Source organism: Enterococcus italicus DSM 15952, from assembly GCF_000185365.1.
Classification (GTDB): domain Bacteria; phylum Bacillota; class Bacilli; order Lactobacillales; family Enterococcaceae; genus Enterococcus_G; species Enterococcus_G italicus.
This window is the reverse complement of sequence record NZ_GL622241.1, coordinates 27,645-47,272: the sequence shown is the minus strand read 5'-3', so window position 1 is coordinate 47,272 and position 19,628 is coordinate 27,645. Positions and strand designations below refer to the sequence as shown.

The window sequence follows — 19,628 nt, the reverse complement described above, 5'->3', positions numbered from 1 at the left end:
AGTGAAAAAAGTTTAACTGTAAAGAAAAAACTCTTTACAGGGAGAAAAAAAACTGGTACACTACTTCTTGTGATTAAAACTAATGGAGGTGTATATAAACATGGCAGTTAAAATTCGTTTGAAACGTATGGGTTCTAAGAAAAGTCCTTTTTACCGTATCGTAGTTGCTGATTCACGTTCTCCACGTGATGGACGCTTCATCGAAACAGTAGGAACTTACAATCCTTTAAAAGATCCAGCTGAAGTAACTTTGAAAGAAGAAGTTGTTCTTGACTGGTTAGCTAAAGGTGCACAACCTTCTGATACAGTTCGTAACTTGCTTTCTAAAGAAGGCGTTATGAAAAAACATCATGAAGCTAAGTTCTCTAAGAAATAAGGTGACCACTTATGGATGAGTTGAAAAAGTTAGTATTAACCATCGTTCGTCCGTTGGTTAGCTTTCCTGATCAAGTTGTATTAAATGTAGAAGAGTCCGATGATTTCTTTGAATTTAATCTTTCAGTCGCACCAGAAGACATCGGTCGTATTATTGGCAAGCAAGGACGTGTTGCCAAAGCTATTCGAACAATTGTTTATAGCGTGCGCTTGAATCAACCCAAAAAAGTTCGTCTTAATATTTTAGATAATAAATAGGAAGAAACCTGATGAAAGTCAGGTTTTTTTTTGTTGAGTGAGAATATTTCTGCAAGTATCTAGTTAGGAACAAATAAAGAAGATCCGAGATGTTTTTCTTATTATTTGGTGTTATTTGTGTTTTAGCGTAGACTTATAGATGATAGGAAAGGAGGATGACGATGGATCAATTGTTATTTTTATTGATTTTAATTGCCTTGATTTGGATGATTTTTAAAGTGAGTAGATGGATTTGGCGTATTGCTAGCTTTGTGATAGTACTCGTTGTGATTTGGTACTTTAGGGAGACAATCAATTCTTCTTTAACACAGTACAGTGAATGGATTCCAAATCCAGAAGTACGCGCAAATGTGCAACAATTTTTACAAACATTTTTTGAAAAGTTAAACCAATTTGGTCAAACAGTAACGAACTTGATTCAATAAGGGAGCGATTTTCATGAAAAAAAGTTTGCTATATGGGGTAGTACTCGTTTCACTTGGTTTGATGTCGGGTTGTACAAACTCAGCAACTACGACGACAACAGTTCAATCTGGACAAAGTACCACCGAGACAACTCAGTTAGCAGGAACAACATCAAGTACAACACAATCAAGTACGACACTGGAAAGTACAACACAACAAACCACAAGCAGTGAGCATACTGCCCAAATAAATCCAGCACAAGCCTTACAAGCTGCTTTTCCGAACGAGCAAACACCAACGGCCGCTGTTAATCATACTCAAACGATGAATATTGCGGTAGCTGATGAAGGTAGCCGCTTTTCAGTCCTTTATTATGATATGGCACAGCCACTTGTGTTGAATTCAAAAGAATTGAATGCTCAACAACCAATCGCACATTTCGAAAAAGTACAGTATGCCTCGGCTGAACAGGCCAAAGCCGCAGTCAATCAGCTAAACGGACAAGATGGTGCAATGGGTGTAGATTTGGGATATGGTATTACGGGCTACCAACAAGGGGCAGCTGGATCGACTTACTTGTCATGGAGTGAAGGAAAGTGGAGTCTATACGTACAAGCAAGCAATAGTGAAGGACAAGACCCTGTGCCTACAGCCAAAGAAGTAGTCGCATTTTTAGAGAAAAATTACTTACCGGCGCCCAATACTGCTGGACAAATTGCGATTCATTTAAATGCAACAGGCTATCAAGCAAATCAAATTACATGGCAGGACAATACGATAGTCTATACAGTTTCCAATAACGATGCCATTGCAGCATTAAAAATGGCTGTATCTATGGCAAAATAAGGACGACATAGCTAATTTCTTCTTCGCATGATACAATGAATGAGAATTTTTGAAGAAACGAGGAACGAACGTGACAGAATATTTAAATGTAGGAAAAATAGTAAACACCCATGGCATCAGAGGAGAAGTGCGGGTCATTTCTCAGACTGATTTTGCTTTAGAACGGTACCAACCAGGAAAAACGTTGGTACTGTTTCGAGAAAATCAAGCACCACTGACATTAACGATTGATACGTACCGCCGTCATAAAAATTTTGATCTATTGAGTTTTGAAGGGTATCCTTCGATTAACCAAGTAGAGTCTTTCCGTGACGGTATTTTAAAGGTCGCCAAGGAAGATCGTGTTGAATTGGCTGAAAATGAGTTTTATTATTATGAAATTATTGGGGCAGAAGTTGTCACAGAAGAAGGCAAAGTTATTGGCAAAGTGAAAGAAATTTTATCGCCTGGTGCCAATGATGTTTGGGTGGTTCAACGCAAAGGTAAGAAAGACGCGTTGTTGCCATATATTGACTCAGTCATAAAAGAAGTCGACGTAACTGCTCAAAAGATTATTGTCGAGATACCAGAAGGGTTGCTTGATGATGAGAATTGATGTCTTAACCCTTTTTCCGAGAATGTTCGATGGACCACTGGGTGAGTCTATCATTGGCAAAGCGCGTGAAAAAGGCTTACTTGATATTCGTGTATCCAATTTCCGTGACTACTCTGATAACAAGCATCAGACAGTCGATGACTATCCGTATGGTGGTGGAGCAGGCATGTTATTAAAAGTGCAACCAATCCACGCAAACTTAGCTGCCATCGAAGCAGAACAACCTATCGAAAAAAAACGCATTATCTTACTTGATCCAGCTGGCAAGCCATTTAATCAAAAAATGGCGGAAGAATTCGCCAATGAAGAACAACTAATCTTCATCTGTGGTCATTATGAAGGGTACGATGAGCGTATTCGCTCGCTCGTGACTGATGAAGTGTCACTAGGTGATTATGTCTTGACTGGTGGAGAACTAGGAGCGATGGTGATGATCGATGCCACTGTCCGCTTGCTACCGGATGTATTAGGCAATCAGACTTCCGCCCAGACAGATTCACATTCGACAGGTCTGTTAGAGCATCCACAATATACGAGACCAGCTGAATTTGCTGAAATGAAAGTTCCAGAAGTACTAACTAACGGCAACCATAAATTGATTGCTGAGTGGCAGCTAAAAGAATCATTGCGTCGAACGTATTTAAGAAGACCAGATATGCTAGAAAAATTACCATTGACGCCAGAGATGGAAAAGCTACTAAAAGAAATCAAAGAGGAAGAAAAAAAGACTGACTGACAAGATTTTTTCTTTACAGAGCATAGTCAAGTATGCTATTATATTTTGGTGAGTGAAACGCTCATCTATTACAATATTCCGCTGGGGTAGCTAGAGCATCCTAAGAGTATTTGGAAATAAGGAGAATGATAAAAATGAATCCATTAATTCAAGCATTAACACAAGAACAATTGCGTACAGACATTCCTGCATTCCGTCCTGGTGATACAGTACGTGTACACGCAAAAGTTGTCGAAGGAACTCGTGAACGTATTCAGTTATTCGAAGGTGTTGTTATCAAACGTCGTGGAGCTGGCATCAGCGAAACTTACACTGTTCGTAAAGTATCAAACGGTGTTGGCGTTGAACGTACTTTCCCATTACACACACCACGTGTTGCTCAAATCGAAGTTGTTCGTTACGGTAAAGTTCGTCGTGCCAAATTGTACTACTTACGTGCCTTACACGGAAAAGCAGCTCGTATCAAAGAAATTCGTCGTTAATCATTTATCAGATGAAGTAAAAGACCTTGTTAGCAAGGTCTTTTTTTCTTATACTAGGAAAGATAGAAGGGAATGAGTCAGATGGCTACAACAAAACAAGAGCAATACGAATTAATTTTAGCGCAATTAGCAGGTTTATTGGAAATTGAAACCAATTGGATTGCCAATCTAGCGAACTCATCTGCATTACTAAATGATGCATTTTCAGATACGGTTTTTGCTGGGTACTATGTGTATACAGATGGTGAATTGGTATTAGGACCATTTCAAGGGAAAGTATCGTGTACAAGAATTAAGCTGGGAAAAGGCGTCTGTGGAGAAGCAGCTGAAACGAAACGCACACTGATTGTAGACGATGTAACGACACATAAAAACTATATTTCGTGTGATTCTGCAGCAATGTCTGAGATTGTCGTGCCTATGTTGGTCGCTGACAAATTGATAGGTGTGCTCGATTTAGATAGTCGTAAATTTTCAAGTTACGACGCGATCGATCAAGAATATCTAGAAAAGTTTGTGGCCTTATTGACAGCCAGCTACCAAAAAGAGACTGTGTCAAAAGCATTTAGCTCCGAGCAATAAGTCAAAAAAATTTTGCATGTGTGACAAAATTTGTGCGACGAAATCTGAATTAAACACAAGACCAATTAACTACAACAAAAAGCCAACGCAGCCCCAAAGTGTTAGACTAACTTTTTGGCTATGCTGGCTTTTTATTTCTAGCTGAACAATGTTGTTTCAGCCTTTTTTTGATCAGCGTCAAGTAATGGGTATTATCTCTTACCCGACAGGACGCCGTACAACCAATCAAATGGTGCAAAGAAGATATCTTCCATTAGTATCCGCCTCCTATAGAAAGCATAGCATGGAATTGTATTACATGAAGATGATTTTTGTTACGTTTTCAAAAAATTTAAAACGAAGATAACAAACATTTTACTCTTCTTGAGGATAAATCGAAAAGCCATATTGTTTAATATGCGCTTGTAACATTTCCAAATAGGTCAAGGCTAAAGGACTGAGCGTCCGTTGTTTTTGTTTTAGCCATCCAATTGTAATCGTATCCTCATATTCGAGTGGAATCGCCACAATTTTATCATCATTTAGTTCACTACTAATAATACCTGAACTAATCGTATACCCATCCAGTCCCACCATTAAATTAAAAATCGTTGCACGATCGCTGACTTTAATCTCTTTTTTGCGATCCCATGTGCTTAAAATTTCTTCTGCAAAATAAAAAGAGTTCGTTTCTCCTTGCTCATAGCACAAATAGGGATAGTCCTCTAAATCAGCGAGTGTCAGACTGGCTTTTTTTGTCAAAGGATTGCTTCGGCTGACAAAGACATGTGGATGAGCATCAAATAAAGGCGTAAAGGTCAAATCTTTTTCTTTAAAAAGCTTCGTCATAACCTTGCGATTAAATGAATTTAAGTAAAGAATACCTAACTCACTCTTAAACTGAACCAAATCATCAAAAATATTTTCTGTTTCTGTCTCACGTAAGGTGAAGCGGTATTCATCATTGGGAACGGTACGAATCAATTCAACGAAGGCATGCACGACAAACGCGTAGTGTTGGGCTGATACAGAAAAGCTTTGTTTGCGTAAGCCTTGATGCTTGTATTTTTCTTCTAATAAGTTCACTTGATCAAGAATTTGACGGCTATATACCAAAAATTCGCGTCCTTCATTCGTTGGAGATACGCCCATTTTACTGCGGAGCAAAAGTTGAATATTGAGTTCTTGTTCTAATTCTTTGATAGCATTTGATAGGCTAGGTTGCGTGAGGAAAAGCTCTTTGGCCGCTTCATTAATGGATCCTTTTTCAACGACTTTTTCTAAATAAATTAATTGCTGTAAGCGCATAGTATCCCTCCATTTTTTCTTTATTATAGAGCAGGTTATAGGTAATAGCTATAACCTACTCTTGTTTTTTCAGTTATCGCTTTATTTTTACTCGTGTTAAAGTAACGCTATTAGAACGGAGGAGGGAATTACATGGTAAAAACAACAATCGTTAGCTTTCCAAGAATTGGAGAATTTCGAGAATTAAAAATTTGCAACTGAGGCATTTTTTAGAGGTGATAGTACGACAAAAGATCTTTTACAAAAAGGAAATGAACTCCGTAAAAAACATTGGCAACTCCTAAAAGATAGTGGAATAGATGAAATTACAAGCAACGACTTTTCGTTTTATGACACAACACTCGACACCTCTTGTTTGTTTAATATCGTTCCAGCTGCAGTACGATCATTAGCGCTTACTCCACTGGAAGAGTATTTCGCGTTGGCTCGTGGCTATCAATGGGGAAAAGGTGATGTGAAAGCTAGACCTATGAAAAAATGGTTTAATACCAATTACCATTATCTGACACCAAAAATCGAAGCAAGTACCGACGTTCGTGTAGTGGGAACAAAAATATTTGATGAATACCAAGAAGCAAAATCATTAGGAATAGAGACACGCCCCGTCATCCTTGGTCCATTTACATTTTTACAATTAGCAGAAATTGATGATGATGTGAACCAAGAGAAGCTCATTATCCAATTAACAGTCGCATATCAGGAGGTCTTCTCAAAATTTGACAACCTAGGTGCGAAATGGATTCAATTAGATGAGCCGGGACTAGTTAGAGATCTATCGACAGAACAAGTGAATGTATTTGAAACTTTATATCAAAATTTATTAGTAGACAAACCGCTAAACGTTTTGATACAAACCTATTTTGGCGATGTACGAGATGTTTATCACTCATTGATTACTTTGCCAGTCGATGCAATTGGACTAGACTTTGTCGAAGGAAAGCAAACAAAAGCGTTGCTAACTAGTGGGTTTCCGGAAGACAAAATTTTATATGCAGGTGTGGTAAATGGAAAAAACATTTGGCGGAATCAGTTCGAGCAAACACTACTGCAAGTAAAGGATTTTCAGAACAAAAAATTAGTCCTTTCAACCTCTTGTTCATTATTACATGTTCCATACACCACGGATAATGAAAGCTTCGCGCCTGAAATAGTAAACTATTTTTTATTTGCAAAAGAAAAATTGGAAGAACTAAAGGTCTTAGCGAGCCTAGTTGAACACAAAGAAATGCACTTATTGCAACAAAATAAAGCATTGTTTGGTGCCAAGCGCTTTGAAGAAAATAGTGAATTAAAAGAGAAGTTAGAACAATTGACAACCAAAGATTTCGAGCAATCCCCTGATTTTGAACAACGTCGCCTCATTCAAAAGAATGTGTATCAACTTCCAGATTTGCCGACTACGATGATTGGCTCATTTCCTCAAACAAAAGAAGTAAAACAAAATCGATCAAAATGGAAAAAGATGAAATAGATCAGCAACACATGGCTGGGTTCAATCCTATGGGACGAGAGGAGTCAAGCCACCGCTTATCTGGTCAGATATCACTCGTAAGGCCCCATCACTGTCAATGGTCAGCATTTGCTCAAAGTCAAAACCAAAAAGTTGTCAAAGGAATGCTGGCTGGGCCAGTAACAATCTTGAACTGGTCTTTCCCAAGAGAGGATGTGTCTACGAAAGAATCCACACTGCAACTGGCGCTAGCGATTCAAGAAGAAGTTCTTGGCTTAGAAAAAAATGGCATTCGTATGATTCAAATTGATGAAGCAGCTTTGGGAGAAAAATTACCTCTTCGTCAGTCTGATTGGTGCTTCGAATACTTAGATTGGGCGATTCCAGCATTTCGTTTGGTACACAGCAAAGTAAAACCAGAGACCCAAATTCATACTCATATGAAGCATTACGTTCCAATCTTGCTATTTTGGATGAACTGGTTCGTCGACACTTTAAAACAGCAATCGGTCCGGGTGTTTATGATATCCATTCTCCTCGTATCCCTTCAGTTGAAGAGTTAACGACGACCATTCATGAAATTATCCAAAAAGTTCCTCGTGAAAAAATTTGGATTAATCCGGATTGCGGATTAAAAACTAGAGGAATAGTGGAGACGAAGGCGAGTCTGGCTAATATGACAAAGGTAGTAGCTGCGATACGAGAGGAGTAAGAGTGCGATGGATCGATTAATATCATTTGAAGTATTTCCTTCAAATACACAAGATGACTTCACGAAATTAGTTGCAACTATCCAGGAACTGGCAAAATTAAACCCGGCATTCATAAGCGTGACTTGTAGCAACAATAATCAAACAATCGACCAGATAACGATTAAAGTTGCAAATTATATCAAGAATGAACTGGGAATTGAAACAATCGCACATTTGCCTGCAGCCTATCTTTCAAAAGCACAGGTGAAGCGTACGATTGAAAATTTGACAAGGCTAGGCATTTATCACGTACTAGCTTTACGTGGGGATACACTCCCTAATTTGAAACCGGTCCATGATTTTTTATACGCAAGTGATTTAATAATCTACATTAAAACGATTGCACCAGAATTTTCTATTTCTGGTGCATGCTACCCAGAAGTTCACCCTGACTCTCCTAATCGAATTTCAGATATTCAAGCTTTAAAACTGAAGTGTGATGTGGGTTGTGATAGCTTGATTAGTCAACTATTTTTTGATAATGACTTATTTTATGAATTTATTGAAAGGTGTCAACTCGCAGGTATCGATGTCCCCATTCTTGCAGGAATCATGCCGATTGTTAATCGCAAACAAGCAATACGATTGGTACAAACAACGAAGACGAATCTGCCGAGAAAGTTTCTTGCCATTTTGGAAAAATACGAACACAATCCTAAAGCATTAGGAGAAGCAGGTTTGGCCTATGCAGTCGACCAAATTGTTGACTTGCTTACACAAGGAGTGGGTGGCGTTCATCTATATACAATGAATAATGCAAATGTTGCAGAGCATATTTATCAACAAACTGGTGCGCTTTTTGCGACGGCATCCTGTTTTGGGCAAGAGAAATAGTACGAAGAATTACTGAAGTGTGACACCTCAGCTGAGAACGAGATGAAAAGAGAATCGAACTGTCCTGAAAAGGACAGTTTTTTAAGTGATAAATAACACAAAAGGTCTTGCGCTTTTCTTTTTTTACGATAAAGTAAAAGAGTATTGAAAAAAAAGGAGCGATGAATTGTGTATTCACCAGGAGAAATTTTGACCATTACTATTGAAAACGGAACCAAAAAGATTGAAAAGCCATTATTGGCAAAGCTTGTTTTGGGATTTATTGGAGGGGCGATGATTTCGCTAGGCTATCTAGCATATATTCGTGTATCAGCGTCAATCCCGAGTAACTTGGCAAGTGTGCAAGCATTTGTCGGGGCATCTGTCTTTCCCATCGGACTGATTGTGATATTATTAGCAGGTGGTGAATTGATTACGGGTAATATGATGGCGGTTAGTGCAGCCTTTTACGATCGTAAAGTATCAGTTGGGGCACTATTACTAAATTGGCTGACGATTACATTGGCTAATGTCGTCGGAGCATTGTTTGTGGCATATTTTTTCGGACATCTCGTAGGATTGACTGCCAGTGGTGTCTATGCTGAGCAAGTGAGTCAATTAGCCGAACACAAAATTGCTGCGACTTGGGTGCAAGCGATTGTATCAGGGGTTGGGTGTAATTGGTTTGTTGGCTTGGCTTTGTGGTTAAGTTATGGGGCTAAAGACGGTGCTGGAAAGATATTGGGAATCTGGTTTCCAGTGATGATCTTTGTTGCTATCGGTTTCCAGCATAGTGTTGCCAATGCTTTCTTGATTCCTGCTGCAATTTTTGAAGGAGCCGCGAGTTGGGGTGACTTTTTACGAAACTTTGTCTTTGTTTATCTAGGAAATGTTATTGGCGGAGCCATCTTTGTCTCCGGGTTTTACTTTGCTAGTTACAAAGGGCATTAAAAATATAGAAAGAGCCAGACAACAGTCTAACAAGAGCGACGGTTGCTTGGCTCATTTTTAGTAAAAGTTTGTTTTCGATGTAACCTCATTTGTAAAGTAGCCTTGTTCTTTTAATGTTTTTAGACGAACGACATAGCTTTCAGATTTGGTATGCAAAATAACTGTATTCACATTAATCTTTGTAATCTGTCCCGATATTTCTTCACCCGAAACGTCTTTTGTAGTGATGAAATCTCCGATATTCAATTCCATAGAACCCATCCTTTCATCTGTATACAACCTATCATAACATATTTTAGGATTTGGTGTCATTTCGATGAAAAAAGGATGAAAAAATATAGGGGAAACCCAACAAAAAAAGCGTGATAAACATTAATTTCTCAATGTTTATCACGCTTTTTATTATGGAGGCGGCGGGAGTCGAACCCGCGTCCAAACATATTGCTACCTAAAAATCTACGCTCATAGTCGACTCATTTGAAGATTCGCGTTACAGCTTGCCGAACGACAGGCAGTCTGTATTGCTAGTCTGATGATCTCTTCACTCATTTACAGACGGAAAATAAGTGCGTATCCCACTTAAGTTAGGACCCTGATTCGAGCACATGGGCGATGCCGAGAGGATCTACGCTAACTGTTTTTAGGCAGCTAAAGCGTAAGAGTTGTTATTGTTTTTAGCAGTTATATTTAACTGTAACGTTTTAGCGTAGACGTAACCTACGAAGCGCAATTCAGGCTCAACTATGCCTGTCGAATCCGTAACGCCCCCAAATAAAGGAGCTTATTAACAACTCATTCATTATACCATAGTTTTGATAGGCAATACACTAAATCAAATCAAAATGTTTCAATGCGTGGACAATTCCGCCGTTGTTATTAGTTTTGGTAACAAAGGTTGCTTGTTCTTTCAGTTCACTAGTGGCATTCCCCATAGCGATTTTTTCATCGCAAGCTGCGAGTAAGGCAAGGTCATTTGGACCATCGCCAAAGCCATACGTCGGGATAGTCGGCAAGTTTAAAAGTTCTTTGATTCGTGTCACAGCGGTACCTTTTGATGTTCCTTTACGGACAACATCTATTGAGAAGGGGTTGTTGCGATAAAAAGTTAGCTCGGGAAACGTTTCATTGTAATATGCATCTGCGTTTGTTCCCAGTATGAGTAGCATGTTGACCAAGGATTCTTGGTATTTTTTTGGCAGTACAGGGGGGACGTTTGCATGAATATGATCAAAGGCTTCAACAAGGTAACGATTGGCGCCAGATGCCCAAATATCTTTGTCATTATAAAAAACGACTTCCTGTTGCTGCAAGTGGACGGCTTCGACCATCCGTTGACAAATAGCTTGCTCGATATGTTCTTGGAAGACGACTTCTCCAGCCAAGCGAATAAAGGCGCCATTCATGACAGCATCAGAGGTGATACCTGCCGCTTGTTTGATATACTGTATCTGAGGCTCAGCACGGCCGGTAGCAATAATGGGTAAGATATTGTTTTGCCTAAGAGTCGCGATTGCTTGAGCAACTTCCGGTGTAATTTGAGAATGACTATCTAATAATGTACCATCTAAATCAAAAAATGCGAGTGCTTGATAAGACATTGAGACGCTCCTTTCATGTATAATTTGATGATAGCAAATAATGAATAAAAGGCAAAGCTTTCGCGAAGAATTGATGAAGCTGTTGGTAGTTTTCTAATTATTTAGTATACTAGGCAGTAGTAATAAAGGAGCGACATGATGATAGTTTTGTACGTAGGGATCTTTTTTTTCATAATAGGTTTGGCTTTTTTTCTTTTTCCACCAAAGGGCGAGAATTTGGTGTATGGTTACCGAACCGAACGTGCACAAGTTTCTGCTGAAAGCTGGGTTTATGCACAACGAGTAGCTCGAAATTATTTTTTATTAGTTGGTGGCATACTGACAGTAATTGGTTTCTGGCTAAAGCTGTCCGGGCATACGAACTTCTTTCTAATCGAGCTGTTAGGTATTCCTTGGGTTATCGCGCCGATGATTGCACGAATAGAACAAAAATTGGATCGATACAATCGATCCTTACGAGGTGATGAAAATGAACATATTGATGATTGAAGACAATGAATCTGTATCTGAAATGATGCAAATGTTTTTCCTAAATGAAGGTTGGGAAGCGACTTTCAAATATGATGGAAAGGAAGGACTAGATACTTTTTTGGCGAATCCTCATTTCTGGGATTTAATCACGTTGGATTTGAATTTGCCATCGATGGACGGCATGATTGTTGCAAGAGAGATTCGGAAAGTATCGAAGACGGTACCAATAATCATGCTAACTGCGAGAGACTCTGAAAGTGATCAGGTCATTGGCTTAGAGATGGGCGCAGATGATTATGTAACTAAGCCGTTTAGTCCCTTAACTTTGATTGCGCGAATTAAGGCACTACATAGAAGAATGGAACTTGTGGAGAAAGAAGGAAAAGTCCAAGAAGCGAGCGACCAAGAATTTGATATCGAAACACAATTTTTAAAGGTCAACACAAAAACGAGAGAAGCCTATCTAAATGGCAAATTAATCGAAGGACTGACACCAAAAGAATTCGATTTGCTCTATACTCTTGCGAAAAAGCCAAGGCAAGTATTCTCCAGAGAACAGCTCCTGGAGTTAGTGTGGGATTACCAGTATTTTGGCGATGAACGAACGGTCGATGCGCACATTAAAAAGTTACGTCAAAAAATTGAGAAAGTCGGTCCTCAAGTGATTCAGACAGTTTGGGGAGTGGGATACAAATTTGATGATTCGGGTGTTGCCTGATGAAATATTTGTATCAACAGCTGGCTGCTTTTACCGTGGTTATTTTTGTGACGTTACTGACGATGGGCATTGTTTTCACACGGATGACCGAGAAAACGGTCGAGGAGAATAATTACCATCAATTATTTGGTTATGGCGATGCTGTGCAAAAAGTTGCCGAAACAATCAATGATCAATACCAGGTAAATTTTTCTAAGGAGACAGTCATTCAAAATGCATTAGCGACATCTGAACTGATGTTAAACCAACAAAGTGTTAATTTTGTGTTTATTACGACAAATAAGCAAATTATTTATCCGTTGCACAGCTCAGAGAAAACAAGTATCACGATTGCGACTTCAACTTGGTCTGCGTTGGCAGCAGGAGAATCTCAGCAATTAACGTCTGATGCAAACATTTATGGTCAGAAAGAGACGACTTCCTATGCCATGATTCCCTTTGATTACGACGGCACCTTTTTTGGTGTCTTAATTGTCAGTCAGCCGGCAAAAAATATTCAAAATTCGGTGAAACAATTGACAGCAAATCTATTAAAAGGGGTCATTTTATCGGTTATCGTGGCATTGGTCATTAGTTACTTTTATGCTCGTTTTCAAGTGAAGCGGATCAATCGCCTCCAAAAAGCGACCAAAGAAGTGGCTAATGGAAATTTTGATATCAATGTACCCGTGCATAGTCGGGATGAGTTTGATGATTTGGCTGAAGATTTCAATAAAATGACGCGTTCGTTGAAAGAGTCGCAGGACGAAATCGAGCGCCAAGAAGAGCGCAGAAAGCAATTTATGGCCGATGCATCGCATGAGATGCGGACACCATTGACGACAATCAATGGCTTATTAGAAGGTTTGCAATATCATGCGATTCCTAAAAATCAAGAAGAGAACGCCGTCAAGTTAATGAAAAATGAAACGGAACGACTCATAAGACTAGTCGCTGAAAACTTGGATTACGAAAAAATCCGAACCAATCAGATTTCGATGGTTATTAAAAAGTTTGATGGCACACAGACATTGGCAGAAATCGTGACGCAACTTCAAGTGAAGGCGGCCAGTGCAGGCGACACCTTAACACTACTTACGACGGAGCCGGTCAGCGTCTTTGCAGATTACGATCGCTTTAAACAAGTCATGGTTAATATCATTCAAAATGCGATTCAATTTACAGAGAATGGTGAGATTACAATCCAAATCGAAAAACGTAATTTACAGACAGTCATAGCAATCTCTGATACAGGTATCGGTATGACGCCAGAGCAATTGACCAATATTTGGGATCGCTATTACAAAGTTGACCCATCTCGGAAAAATAAAAAATTTGGTGAATCTGGACTAGGCTTACCGATTGTTCAACAATTGGTGCGACTTCATAACGGCACGATTGATGTCCAAAGTAAGCTGGGTGAAGGTACCACATTTAAAATTTCTTTTCCAGATACTGAAACAACTGAAAGCTAAAATGAAACAGGGTTTACTAAAACAAGAGCTATAAAATCCAAAAGATTATACTTCTGGATTTTATAGCTCTTGTTTTAGCAAGACTAGTCACACCTTTTTAATGATGTTTAAAGGGGTGTGAGTGTTCACTTGGTAGATAGTGCTTTTTCAATCGCGACTTCTTATGAAAATAAGCTACGAATAAAGCAATGAAGCAGATCGTCACGAGTAATACTTTCATGAACATAAATAGGATAATCTTCGTCCATTTCAAAGAAGTCAATCGATTGGTTTGAGCGAGTGCTTGGATGGTGGTTGGAATTTTAACGGTTAATTTGGTTGATAAATTCGACTCTTTTGTTGAAAAAGAGTCAGAAGTCAAATGGTTTTGAATAAAAGAAAATTGAGATTGCTCGACTTGCTTTTCAATTTGTGATTGGAAAAGTAAGAAAACAAATCCTAAAAATAGAAAAATGCCAAAAAGTGGCACGAGCATAGTTTTAACCTTACTAAGGTAAGTGAGTTGACTGCTTGTTTGCGATTGGCGGATATAAAGAAAAAGCGTGAAAAAAAAGAGTCCGCCGCAAAGTACAATTGGTATTTGGACAAAAGGACGCAATAGCGTAGTGAGAGTATTTAGTGTTTCTGTAATAGTCGATTTAGAAGATTGATAAGCTGCTTGTTGTATGTATTGGGTAATTTGCTTGATTTGTTCATGATTGGACGCTTCATAGATAAGAAGAAGCATTAAAAAAGAAACGAATATGAATAAATAAGCTAAGTAGAGTAGTTCCCGTTTATTAGTAAGGGAACGGAATTTATCTTTCATTCTGACACCTTCTTCACTTCAAGTATAAAAAAGGAATTTGAATTATATATGAACTTATCTGGAAAAGTCTAGGAAATAAGAGGACGAGACAGAATTTTTCAGCTAAAAAAACCATAAAACCCGAAAGTTATGTTTCAAACTTTTGGATTTTATGGTTTTTAACTTGTAGTTAATGCTGTATTTATTTTCTATAAAATCCTTTATTGACCACTCGTAGTTGTTTCCGTAGTTGACGTGGTTTCTGGATTCAATTGCTTATAGGTTTGTGTTTTAAATAGATCAACCGTTGATTTGTTGCCATTTTTTGAGTATAGACTGGTTGATTTGTCGCCTAGGCTAGTTTGTGTTTCATTTAATCGATCGACTTGATTTAAGTAACTATATTTTGATGGATCAATGGTAGTCAAACCACTATCGGTGTAGAAACGAAGCAAATCGCCATTGTTAATCGTATCAGAGGTGCTTAGCTGTTCCTCTACTTGCTTCTTCCATGCTTTGACTTGCGCCTTTAATTCATCAGACTGTTCAGTCACGGCTGTGCCGGTCGCATTTTCATATAATGTACCACCGTAGTACGTATAGTTCGGAGTGACAAAGCTACCATCACGGAAGGCGACGACTTGATCTCGATCTTTGGATAATAAGTCCTGTCCGAGCTGGATATATTTGCTTGTATCGACACCGAGAAGATGTAGCAAAGTAGGTAATGCATCGACTTCTCCACCATACGTATGGTTTACACCACCGCTTGTTGTACCAGGAATATGGATCATGTAAGGGACGCGTTGCATTTGGGCATTGTCATAATCTGTCCAAGTATCGGCTGTCTTTCCTAAAAGACTCGCTAATTCTTCGTTTCTAGAATTAGAAATACCGTAGTGGTCTCCATAAAGTACGATGATTGAGTTGTCGTACAGACCACTTGCCTTTAAGTAATCGAAAAACTCTTTAATCGCATTATCCATATAATTTTCTGTAGCAAAGTAATTATTAATGGTTTCATCATTGGTTGTTGCTAATGGGAAACCAGATTCATCCCCAGATAATTCAGAATAAGGGAAATGATTAGATACCAAAATGAATTTTGAGTAAAACGGTTGTTGTAATTTTTCTAAATATTGGACTGACTGGCTAAGAAATTGTTTATCCATCAAGCCATATTGGAATGAGTTTTCATCTGTAACATCATAATAAGATGAATCAAAGAAATAATCATACCCAAAACTCTTATATGTTTCGTTACGATTCCAGAAGTTACCGACGTTACCGTGGAAGACAGCACTCGTGTAACCTTGCGTTTGCTCTAAGATATTTGGCGCAGACTGGAAGGTGTTTTTCGCGCCAAGCTGTGTGAATAGAGAGCCTTGATCCAATCCAAATAAAGAGTTTTCCATCAACGTTTCCGCATCACTTGTTTTACCAGCCTTGACTTGGTGGAAGAAGTTATCGAAGCTATAAGTACTATTGCTATTGTATAGACTATTTAAGAAAGGGGTCACTTCATGTTCAACACCATTGGCATCTTTTAATTTGTAATTGATGACAAATTGTTGTGTGCTTTCCAAGTGAATGTAGATGACATTACGACCTTTGGCAATTCCAAATAGGCTGTCATCTGGTGCTGCATAGTGTTCACGGACGTAAGATTTTACTGCATCTAAGTCGGTCGCACTCGCTTTGGCTCGAACTTGATTGGTCTTGTATGTTTGGACAGCATCATAGGCAGTGAACGTATTCACACCAAGATACTTGACTAAGTAGTCATTAGAAAAAGCTCGAGAGAGTAGCTGAGGACGATCAGACTCAGCAAGAAATAAGTTTCCGCTGAAGATCATGATGGAAAAAGCAGTCATCGCGAAAGCCATCCGAGCACGAACGGGGGCTACTTGCATTTTGATTTTTTTGAAGGCTAGTGCTGCAATCAATACTATGATATCTATAAAATAGAACAAATCGTACCAGCGGAACAAGCGCAAGGCACTCTCACCAAGTCCACTTGAGACCTTACCAGCACCCAGCATGGTATTAATCGTTATAAAGTCTGTAAATTCACGGTAATAGTTCACATTTGCATAGAGCAAAATGGTCATCACAGTGTAGATAAAAAGCATCATCACATAGGAGGGTGTCTTGCGACGAATGTATAAGGCCACTGACAGCAATAATAGTGTTGAGGCGATTGGGTTGATCGCGACGATGAAATATTGCAAGGCATTATCTAAGCCGACTTTTAAATCCACTGCGAAGGCCAAAATATTTTTTAGCCACAATAATACTGCTAATAAGGTAAAAAAGCCCAGTCTCGTATTAATAAACGAGCTTATTTTTTGTTTAAACAAGAAATGTTCCCCACTTTCTCCGTGTTAGTCACTAGTCAAAAAAGAAGATTCAAACGAAACTCCTTTACTATCCCCATTATTCTACCCACATGTGAAACAAGTGTCAAATAAATCAACAATATATAGTAGTTCATTTTTCTAAATTAACTTTTTCTTTAACTTAACTACCAGAGCAAAGCGCGTCAATTTTTGATATACTAATTATAATTGAAGAAGTGGGTGACTGAATGAGAGTAACAATAACAAAAAAAGCAGAAAAAAAATTACGACAAGGCTTTCCGCTCGTCCAAAAAGAGGATCTTGTAGATAGTGACTTTCCCACTGATTGGGTTATTTTTCAAACGCAGCGGAAAGAAGAGATTGCTAGAGGCTACCTAGGTAAGCAAAACAAAGGCGTCGGCTGGGTACTGACGCAAAAAAAGGTCGAGCTAGATGAGTCTTTTTTTGAAGCTATCTTTTTAAAGGCGAAAGCCAGTCGGCAATCTTATTTTAATCGATCGGATACAACGGCATTTCGGATTTTAAATGGCGAGGGAGATTCTTTTGGAGGTTTAACGATTGATTGGTATGCAGGGTATGTCGTTTTTTCTTGGTATAATGAAACGCTTTATACGCATAAAGATGAGTTGGTTCGAGCATTCCAAACAGCATACCCAGAAGTCAAAGGGGCTTATGAAAAAATCCGTTTTGCTTCGGACTTACCTGAATCAATGCCTATTTATGGGGAAAGAGCGCCCGAACCCTTACTAATAAAAGAAAATGGCATTACCTATGCGACATATCTGAACGAAGGATTGATGACGGGAATTTTTCTAGATCAGCGAGAAGTTCGCGGCAAGCTAGCTTCGGGATTCCTAAAAGGCAAATCCATCTTAAATATGTTTAGTTATACAGGTGCATTTTCTGTTGCTGCGGCAGTCGGTGGCGCAGGTGAGACGACTAGTGTTGACTTGGCCAATCGGAGCTTAGAGCTGACGAAGGAGCAATTTCAAGTCAATCATCTTTCAAGTGAAGAGCAGCATATTTATGTGATGGATACCTTTGAGTACTTTAAATACGCTAAGCGCAAAAATTTGTCGTATGATTGTATTGTGTTAGATCCGCCTAGTTTTGCGAGAAACAAAAAGAAAGTCTTTACCGTAGCAAAAAATTATGGCGAACTAATTGAGCAAAGTCTGGATATCCTGGCGCCAAATGGATGGTTAGTCGCTTCGACCAATGCAGCGAACGTCTCTTTAGAGAAATTCGAAAAGCAAATCGAGCAAGCCATCGCCAAAAAAGGCGTGAAGGTAAGAAAACAAACAAGTTTTGCTTTACCAAGTGATTTTAAAACAATATCGAAGTTTCCTGAAGGGAGCTACTTGAAGGTACTTTTCTATCAACGAATGGATTAGAATGGAGGAGACGTATGGTTACAGTGAAAGGAATTACTTTTGGAGAAGGTCGGGTCAAGTTGGCTGTACCATTAACGGCAAGTACTCAAGAAGAGTTGGTCAAACAAGCTGAACAGGCAGCACATTGTCCCGCGCAAGTCGTGGAATGGCGAGCAGATTATTTTGAAGATGTCCTGATTGATGAAAAACTGATTGAGACACTCACATTGATTCGCATGGAATTAGGAGAAAAAATCTTATTATTCACATTCCGTACCAAAGAGGAAGGCGGCCAACGCGAGCTTTCCCTAAAAGAATATGAACAGCTCTGTCTCCTCGTTGCCAAGTCTGATCGCATTGATTTATTAGACTTGGAGTTGCATCGAGTGGAGTTTTTAGGTCGTGGCTTTGTTCAAACTATTAAGGCTGAAAAAGTGGCAATCATTATTAGTGCACATCATTTTGATCAAACACCGGCTGATGGCCAGCTAATGTTTCAGATTGGCATGATGAATCAATTCGGAGCAGATATCGGAAAAATCGCGACGATGCCAGCCAACTTGCAAGATGTGCTGCGGATGATGAATGTTATTCAGCGAGCAAAAGGAATCAATCAGCTACCATTAGCAGTGATGTCCATGGGCGATTTAGGAAAAGTTACGCGCGTAGCTGGTGAGTTAATCGGCTCAGTCTTGAGCTTTGCATCACTGGACCAAGCCTCTGCTCCAGGCCAAATTCCAATTGATACCATGGATGAATTTATAAAAGCGATGCAGATTGATTAGAGGAAGGTGAGTAGATTGGCAAAAAAGAAAGTTCCCAAAACAAATGCCATCCGACTAATTGAGCAAAAAAAATACCTTATACGGAATATACGTATGAATGGTCGGAAAATCATATCAGTGCCAACGATGTAGCGGCTCAAATGGCTGGCAAAGCGAGCCAGATTTTTAAAACATTGGTCGCAGTCGGCAATAAAACAGGTCCCATCGTCGCAGTGATTCCAGGCGATGAAGAAGTCGACTTGAAGAAATTAGCAAAAGAAAGTGGCAACAAAAAAGTTGAAATGCTTCACTTGAAAGATCTAGAAGAAACGACAGGCTACATTCGTGGTGGGTGTTCGCCTGTCGGAATGAAAAAATTATTTCCAACGTTTATCGACCAACGTGCGACGGAACTTTCTCTCATGATCGTATCGGCTGGTCGTAGAGGAATGCAAATGGAACTAAAACCGACTGACTTAGCGAAAGTCGTAAACGGAAAATTTGTTGCCATCGTCGCAACTGAGTAATAATAGTACTTAAATGAAACAGTTCAGCTAAATGCAAAAAAGCA

General features: G+C 39.1%; 20 protein-coding genes, 1 other RNA gene and 2 pseudogenes. 17 read left to right on the top strand and 6 right to left on the bottom strand.

Going from position 1 to position 19,628, the window contains the following annotated elements:
* Positions 1-100: 100 nt before the first annotated feature.
* From rpsP to HMPREF9088_RS00200, 8 genes are all read left to right on the top strand, one after another.
* Positions 101-376: a 30S ribosomal protein S16 gene (gene rpsP / locus HMPREF9088_RS00235; protein WP_040365961.1), complete on the top strand. Its 276-nt coding sequence runs from the start codon at positions 101-103 to the stop codon at positions 374-376.
* Positions 377-387: 11 nt separating this feature from the next.
* On the top strand, positions 388-633 hold the full coding sequence (locus tag HMPREF9088_RS00230; RefSeq protein ID WP_007207069.1) for a KH domain-containing protein: 246 nt from the start codon (positions 388-390) through the stop codon (positions 631-633).
* A gap of 161 nt (positions 634-794) precedes the next feature.
* Complete coding sequence (locus HMPREF9088_RS00225) at positions 795-1,058, top strand: hypothetical protein (RefSeq protein WP_040365959.1); 264 nt, start codon at positions 795-797, stop codon at positions 1,056-1,058.
* A 13-nt stretch (positions 1,059-1,071) separates the two neighbouring features.
* Entirely contained in the window at positions 1,072-1,884 is an 813-nt protein-coding gene (locus tag HMPREF9088_RS00220) for a hypothetical protein (protein WP_007207067.1), read from the top strand.
* A gap of 70 nt (positions 1,885-1,954) precedes the next feature.
* Positions 1,955-2,479: a ribosome maturation factor RimM gene (gene rimM / locus HMPREF9088_RS00215; RefSeq protein WP_007207066.1), complete on the top strand. Its 525-nt coding sequence runs from the start codon at positions 1,955-1,957 to the stop codon at positions 2,477-2,479.
* Complete coding sequence (trmD, locus tag HMPREF9088_RS00210) at positions 2,466-3,215, top strand: tRNA (guanosine(37)-N1)-methyltransferase TrmD (protein WP_007207065.1); 750 nt, start codon at positions 2,466-2,468, stop codon at positions 3,213-3,215. Before rimM ends, trmD begins: the two co-directional genes overlap by 14 nt.
* Positions 3,216-3,349: 134 nt before the next feature.
* Positions 3,350-3,697, top strand: a complete 348-nt coding sequence (rplS, locus tag HMPREF9088_RS00205) for a 50S ribosomal protein L19 (RefSeq protein ID WP_040365957.1) — start codon at positions 3,350-3,352, stop codon at positions 3,695-3,697.
* Positions 3,698-3,769: 72 nt separating this feature from the next.
* A complete protein-coding gene (locus tag HMPREF9088_RS00200) occupies positions 3,770-4,279 on the top strand; it encodes a GAF domain-containing protein (protein ID WP_007207063.1) in 510 nt (169 codons plus the stop codon).
* A gap of 354 nt (positions 4,280-4,633) precedes the next feature.
* Here HMPREF9088_RS00200 and HMPREF9088_RS00195 read toward each other — a convergent pair whose 3' ends face one another.
* Complete coding sequence (locus tag HMPREF9088_RS00195) at positions 4,634-5,566, bottom strand: LysR family transcriptional regulator (protein WP_007207061.1); 933 nt, start codon at positions 5,564-5,566, stop codon at positions 4,634-4,636.
* Between the two features lie 132 nt (positions 5,567-5,698).
* Between HMPREF9088_RS00195 and HMPREF9088_RS00190 the strand changes: the two are divergent.
* The 3 genes and pseudogenes from HMPREF9088_RS00190 (at position 5,699) to HMPREF9088_RS00180 (ending at position 9,532) form a co-directional block, all read left to right on the top strand.
* Positions 5,699-7,728 (top strand): annotated as a pseudogene (locus HMPREF9088_RS00190) (5-methyltetrahydropteroyltriglutamate--homocysteine S-methyltransferase).
* 7 nt (positions 7,729-7,735) lie between these two features.
* Positions 7,736-8,602: a methylenetetrahydrofolate reductase [NAD(P)H] gene (metF, locus tag HMPREF9088_RS00185; RefSeq protein WP_007207058.1), complete on the top strand. Its 867-nt coding sequence runs from the start codon at positions 7,736-7,738 to the stop codon at positions 8,600-8,602.
* 168 nt (positions 8,603-8,770) lie between these two features.
* Complete coding sequence (locus HMPREF9088_RS00180) at positions 8,771-9,532, top strand: formate/nitrite transporter family protein (RefSeq protein ID WP_007207057.1); 762 nt, start codon at positions 8,771-8,773, stop codon at positions 9,530-9,532.
* Positions 9,533-9,589: 57 nt separating this feature from the next.
* Here the strand turns inward: HMPREF9088_RS00180 and HMPREF9088_RS00175 are convergent, their stop codons facing one another.
* The 3 genes from HMPREF9088_RS00175 to HMPREF9088_RS00170 all read right to left on the bottom strand — a co-directional run bounded on the left by HMPREF9088_RS00175 (position 9,590) and on the right by HMPREF9088_RS00170 (position 11,130).
* Positions 9,590-9,784, bottom strand: a complete 195-nt coding sequence (locus HMPREF9088_RS00175; RefSeq protein ID WP_040365955.1) for a hypothetical protein — start codon at positions 9,782-9,784, stop codon at positions 9,590-9,592.
* A gap of 150 nt (positions 9,785-9,934) precedes the next feature.
* Positions 9,935-10,301, bottom strand: a transfer-messenger RNA (tmRNA) gene (gene ssrA / locus HMPREF9088_RS11515).
* Positions 10,302-10,359: 58 nt separating this feature from the next.
* A complete protein-coding gene (locus HMPREF9088_RS00170) occupies positions 10,360-11,130 on the bottom strand; it encodes a Cof-type HAD-IIB family hydrolase (RefSeq protein WP_007207055.1) in 771 nt (256 codons plus the stop codon).
* Positions 11,131-11,349: 219 nt separating this feature from the next.
* On the opposite strand from HMPREF9088_RS00170, the gene HMPREF9088_RS00165 reads away from it, so the two are divergent.
* Genes HMPREF9088_RS00165 through HMPREF9088_RS00155 form a run of 3 tightly spaced genes read left to right on the top strand, consistent with a single transcriptional unit; the run spans position 11,350 to position 13,773 of the window.
* Positions 11,350-11,619, top strand: coding sequence for an SdpI family protein (locus HMPREF9088_RS00165; protein WP_245785531.1), 270 nt, complete (start codon positions 11,350-11,352; stop codon positions 11,617-11,619).
* Complete coding sequence (locus HMPREF9088_RS00160) at positions 11,600-12,319, top strand: response regulator transcription factor (protein ID WP_040365953.1); 720 nt, start codon at positions 11,600-11,602, stop codon at positions 12,317-12,319. Before HMPREF9088_RS00165 ends, HMPREF9088_RS00160 begins: the two co-directional genes overlap by 20 nt.
* Complete coding sequence (locus HMPREF9088_RS00155) at positions 12,319-13,773, top strand: sensor histidine kinase (RefSeq protein ID WP_007207052.1); 1,455 nt, start codon at positions 12,319-12,321, stop codon at positions 13,771-13,773. Before HMPREF9088_RS00160 ends, HMPREF9088_RS00155 begins: the two co-directional genes overlap by 1 nt.
* Positions 13,774-13,870: 97 nt before the next feature.
* On the opposite strand, the gene HMPREF9088_RS00150 is transcribed toward HMPREF9088_RS00155, so the two are convergent.
* On the bottom strand, positions 13,871-14,581 hold the full coding sequence (locus HMPREF9088_RS00150) for a hypothetical protein (RefSeq protein ID WP_007207051.1): 711 nt from the start codon (positions 14,579-14,581) through the stop codon (positions 13,871-13,873).
* 200 nt (positions 14,582-14,781) lie between these two features.
* Entirely contained in the window at positions 14,782-16,920 is a 2,139-nt protein-coding gene (locus tag HMPREF9088_RS00145; RefSeq protein WP_007207050.1) for an LTA synthase family protein, read from the bottom strand.
* 227 nt (positions 16,921-17,147) lie between these two features.
* On the opposite strand from HMPREF9088_RS00145, the gene HMPREF9088_RS00140 reads away from it, so the two are divergent.
* The 3 genes and pseudogenes from HMPREF9088_RS00140 to ybaK all read left to right on the top strand — a co-directional run bounded on the left by HMPREF9088_RS00140 (position 17,148) and on the right by ybaK (position 19,584).
* Positions 17,148-18,314 carry a class I SAM-dependent rRNA methyltransferase gene (locus HMPREF9088_RS00140; RefSeq protein WP_007207049.1) on the top strand — a complete coding sequence of 389 codons (1,167 nt, stop codon included), beginning with the start codon at positions 17,148-17,150 and terminating at the stop codon, positions 18,312-18,314.
* Between the two features lie 14 nt (positions 18,315-18,328).
* Complete coding sequence (gene aroD / locus HMPREF9088_RS00135; protein WP_007207048.1) at positions 18,329-19,078, top strand: type I 3-dehydroquinate dehydratase; 750 nt, start codon at positions 18,329-18,331, stop codon at positions 19,076-19,078.
* Between the two features lie 15 nt (positions 19,079-19,093).
* Positions 19,094-19,584, top strand: a pseudogene (gene ybaK / locus HMPREF9088_RS00130) (Cys-tRNA(Pro) deacylase).
* The last annotated feature ends 44 nt before the right edge of the window (positions 19,585-19,628 follow it).

What these genes read in the sequence shown, in the direction of transcription:
- rpsP (WP_040365961.1), top strand. Translation starts at nt 101, where the DNA reads ATGGCAGTTAAAATTCGTTTGAAACGTATGGGTTCTAAGAAAAGTCCT.
- HMPREF9088_RS00230 (WP_007207069.1), top strand. Translation starts at nt 388, where the DNA reads ATGGATGAGTTGAAAAAGTTAGTATTAACCATCGTTCGTCCGTTGGTT.
- HMPREF9088_RS00225 (WP_040365959.1), top strand. Translation starts at nt 795, where the DNA reads ATGGATCAATTGTTATTTTTATTGATTTTAATTGCCTTGATTTGGATG.
- HMPREF9088_RS00220 (WP_007207067.1), top strand. Translation starts at nt 1,072, where the DNA reads ATGAAAAAAAGTTTGCTATATGGGGTAGTACTCGTTTCACTTGGTTTG.
- trmD (WP_007207065.1), top strand. Translation starts at nt 2,466, where the DNA reads ATGATGAGAATTGATGTCTTAACCCTTTTTCCGAGAATGTTCGATGGA.
- rplS (WP_040365957.1), top strand. Translation starts at nt 3,350, where the DNA reads ATGAATCCATTAATTCAAGCATTAACACAAGAACAATTGCGTACAGAC.
- HMPREF9088_RS00200 (WP_007207063.1), top strand. Translation starts at nt 3,770, where the DNA reads ATGAGTCAGATGGCTACAACAAAACAAGAGCAATACGAATTAATTTTA.
- HMPREF9088_RS00195 (WP_007207061.1), bottom strand. Translation starts at nt 5,566, where the DNA reads ATGCGCTTACAGCAATTAATTTATTTAGAAAAAGTCGTTGAAAAAGGA.
- metF (WP_007207058.1), top strand. Translation starts at nt 7,736, where the DNA reads ATGGATCGATTAATATCATTTGAAGTATTTCCTTCAAATACACAAGAT.
- HMPREF9088_RS00175 (WP_040365955.1), bottom strand. Translation starts at nt 9,784, where the DNA reads ATGGAATTGAATATCGGAGATTTCATCACTACAAAAGACGTTTCGGGT.
- HMPREF9088_RS00170 (WP_007207055.1), bottom strand. Translation starts at nt 11,130, where the DNA reads ATGTCTTATCAAGCACTCGCATTTTTTGATTTAGATGGTACATTATTA.
- HMPREF9088_RS00160 (WP_040365953.1), top strand. Translation starts at nt 11,600, where the DNA reads ATGAACATATTGATGATTGAAGACAATGAATCTGTATCTGAAATGATG.
- HMPREF9088_RS00155 (WP_007207052.1), top strand. Translation starts at nt 12,319, where the DNA reads ATGAAATATTTGTATCAACAGCTGGCTGCTTTTACCGTGGTTATTTTT.
- HMPREF9088_RS00150 (WP_007207051.1), bottom strand. Translation starts at nt 14,581, where the DNA reads ATGAAAGATAAATTCCGTTCCCTTACTAATAAACGGGAACTACTCTAC.
- HMPREF9088_RS00140 (WP_007207049.1), top strand. Translation starts at nt 17,148, where the DNA reads ATGAGAGTAACAATAACAAAAAAAGCAGAAAAAAAATTACGACAAGGC.
- aroD (WP_007207048.1), top strand. Translation starts at nt 18,329, where the DNA reads ATGGTTACAGTGAAAGGAATTACTTTTGGAGAAGGTCGGGTCAAGTTG.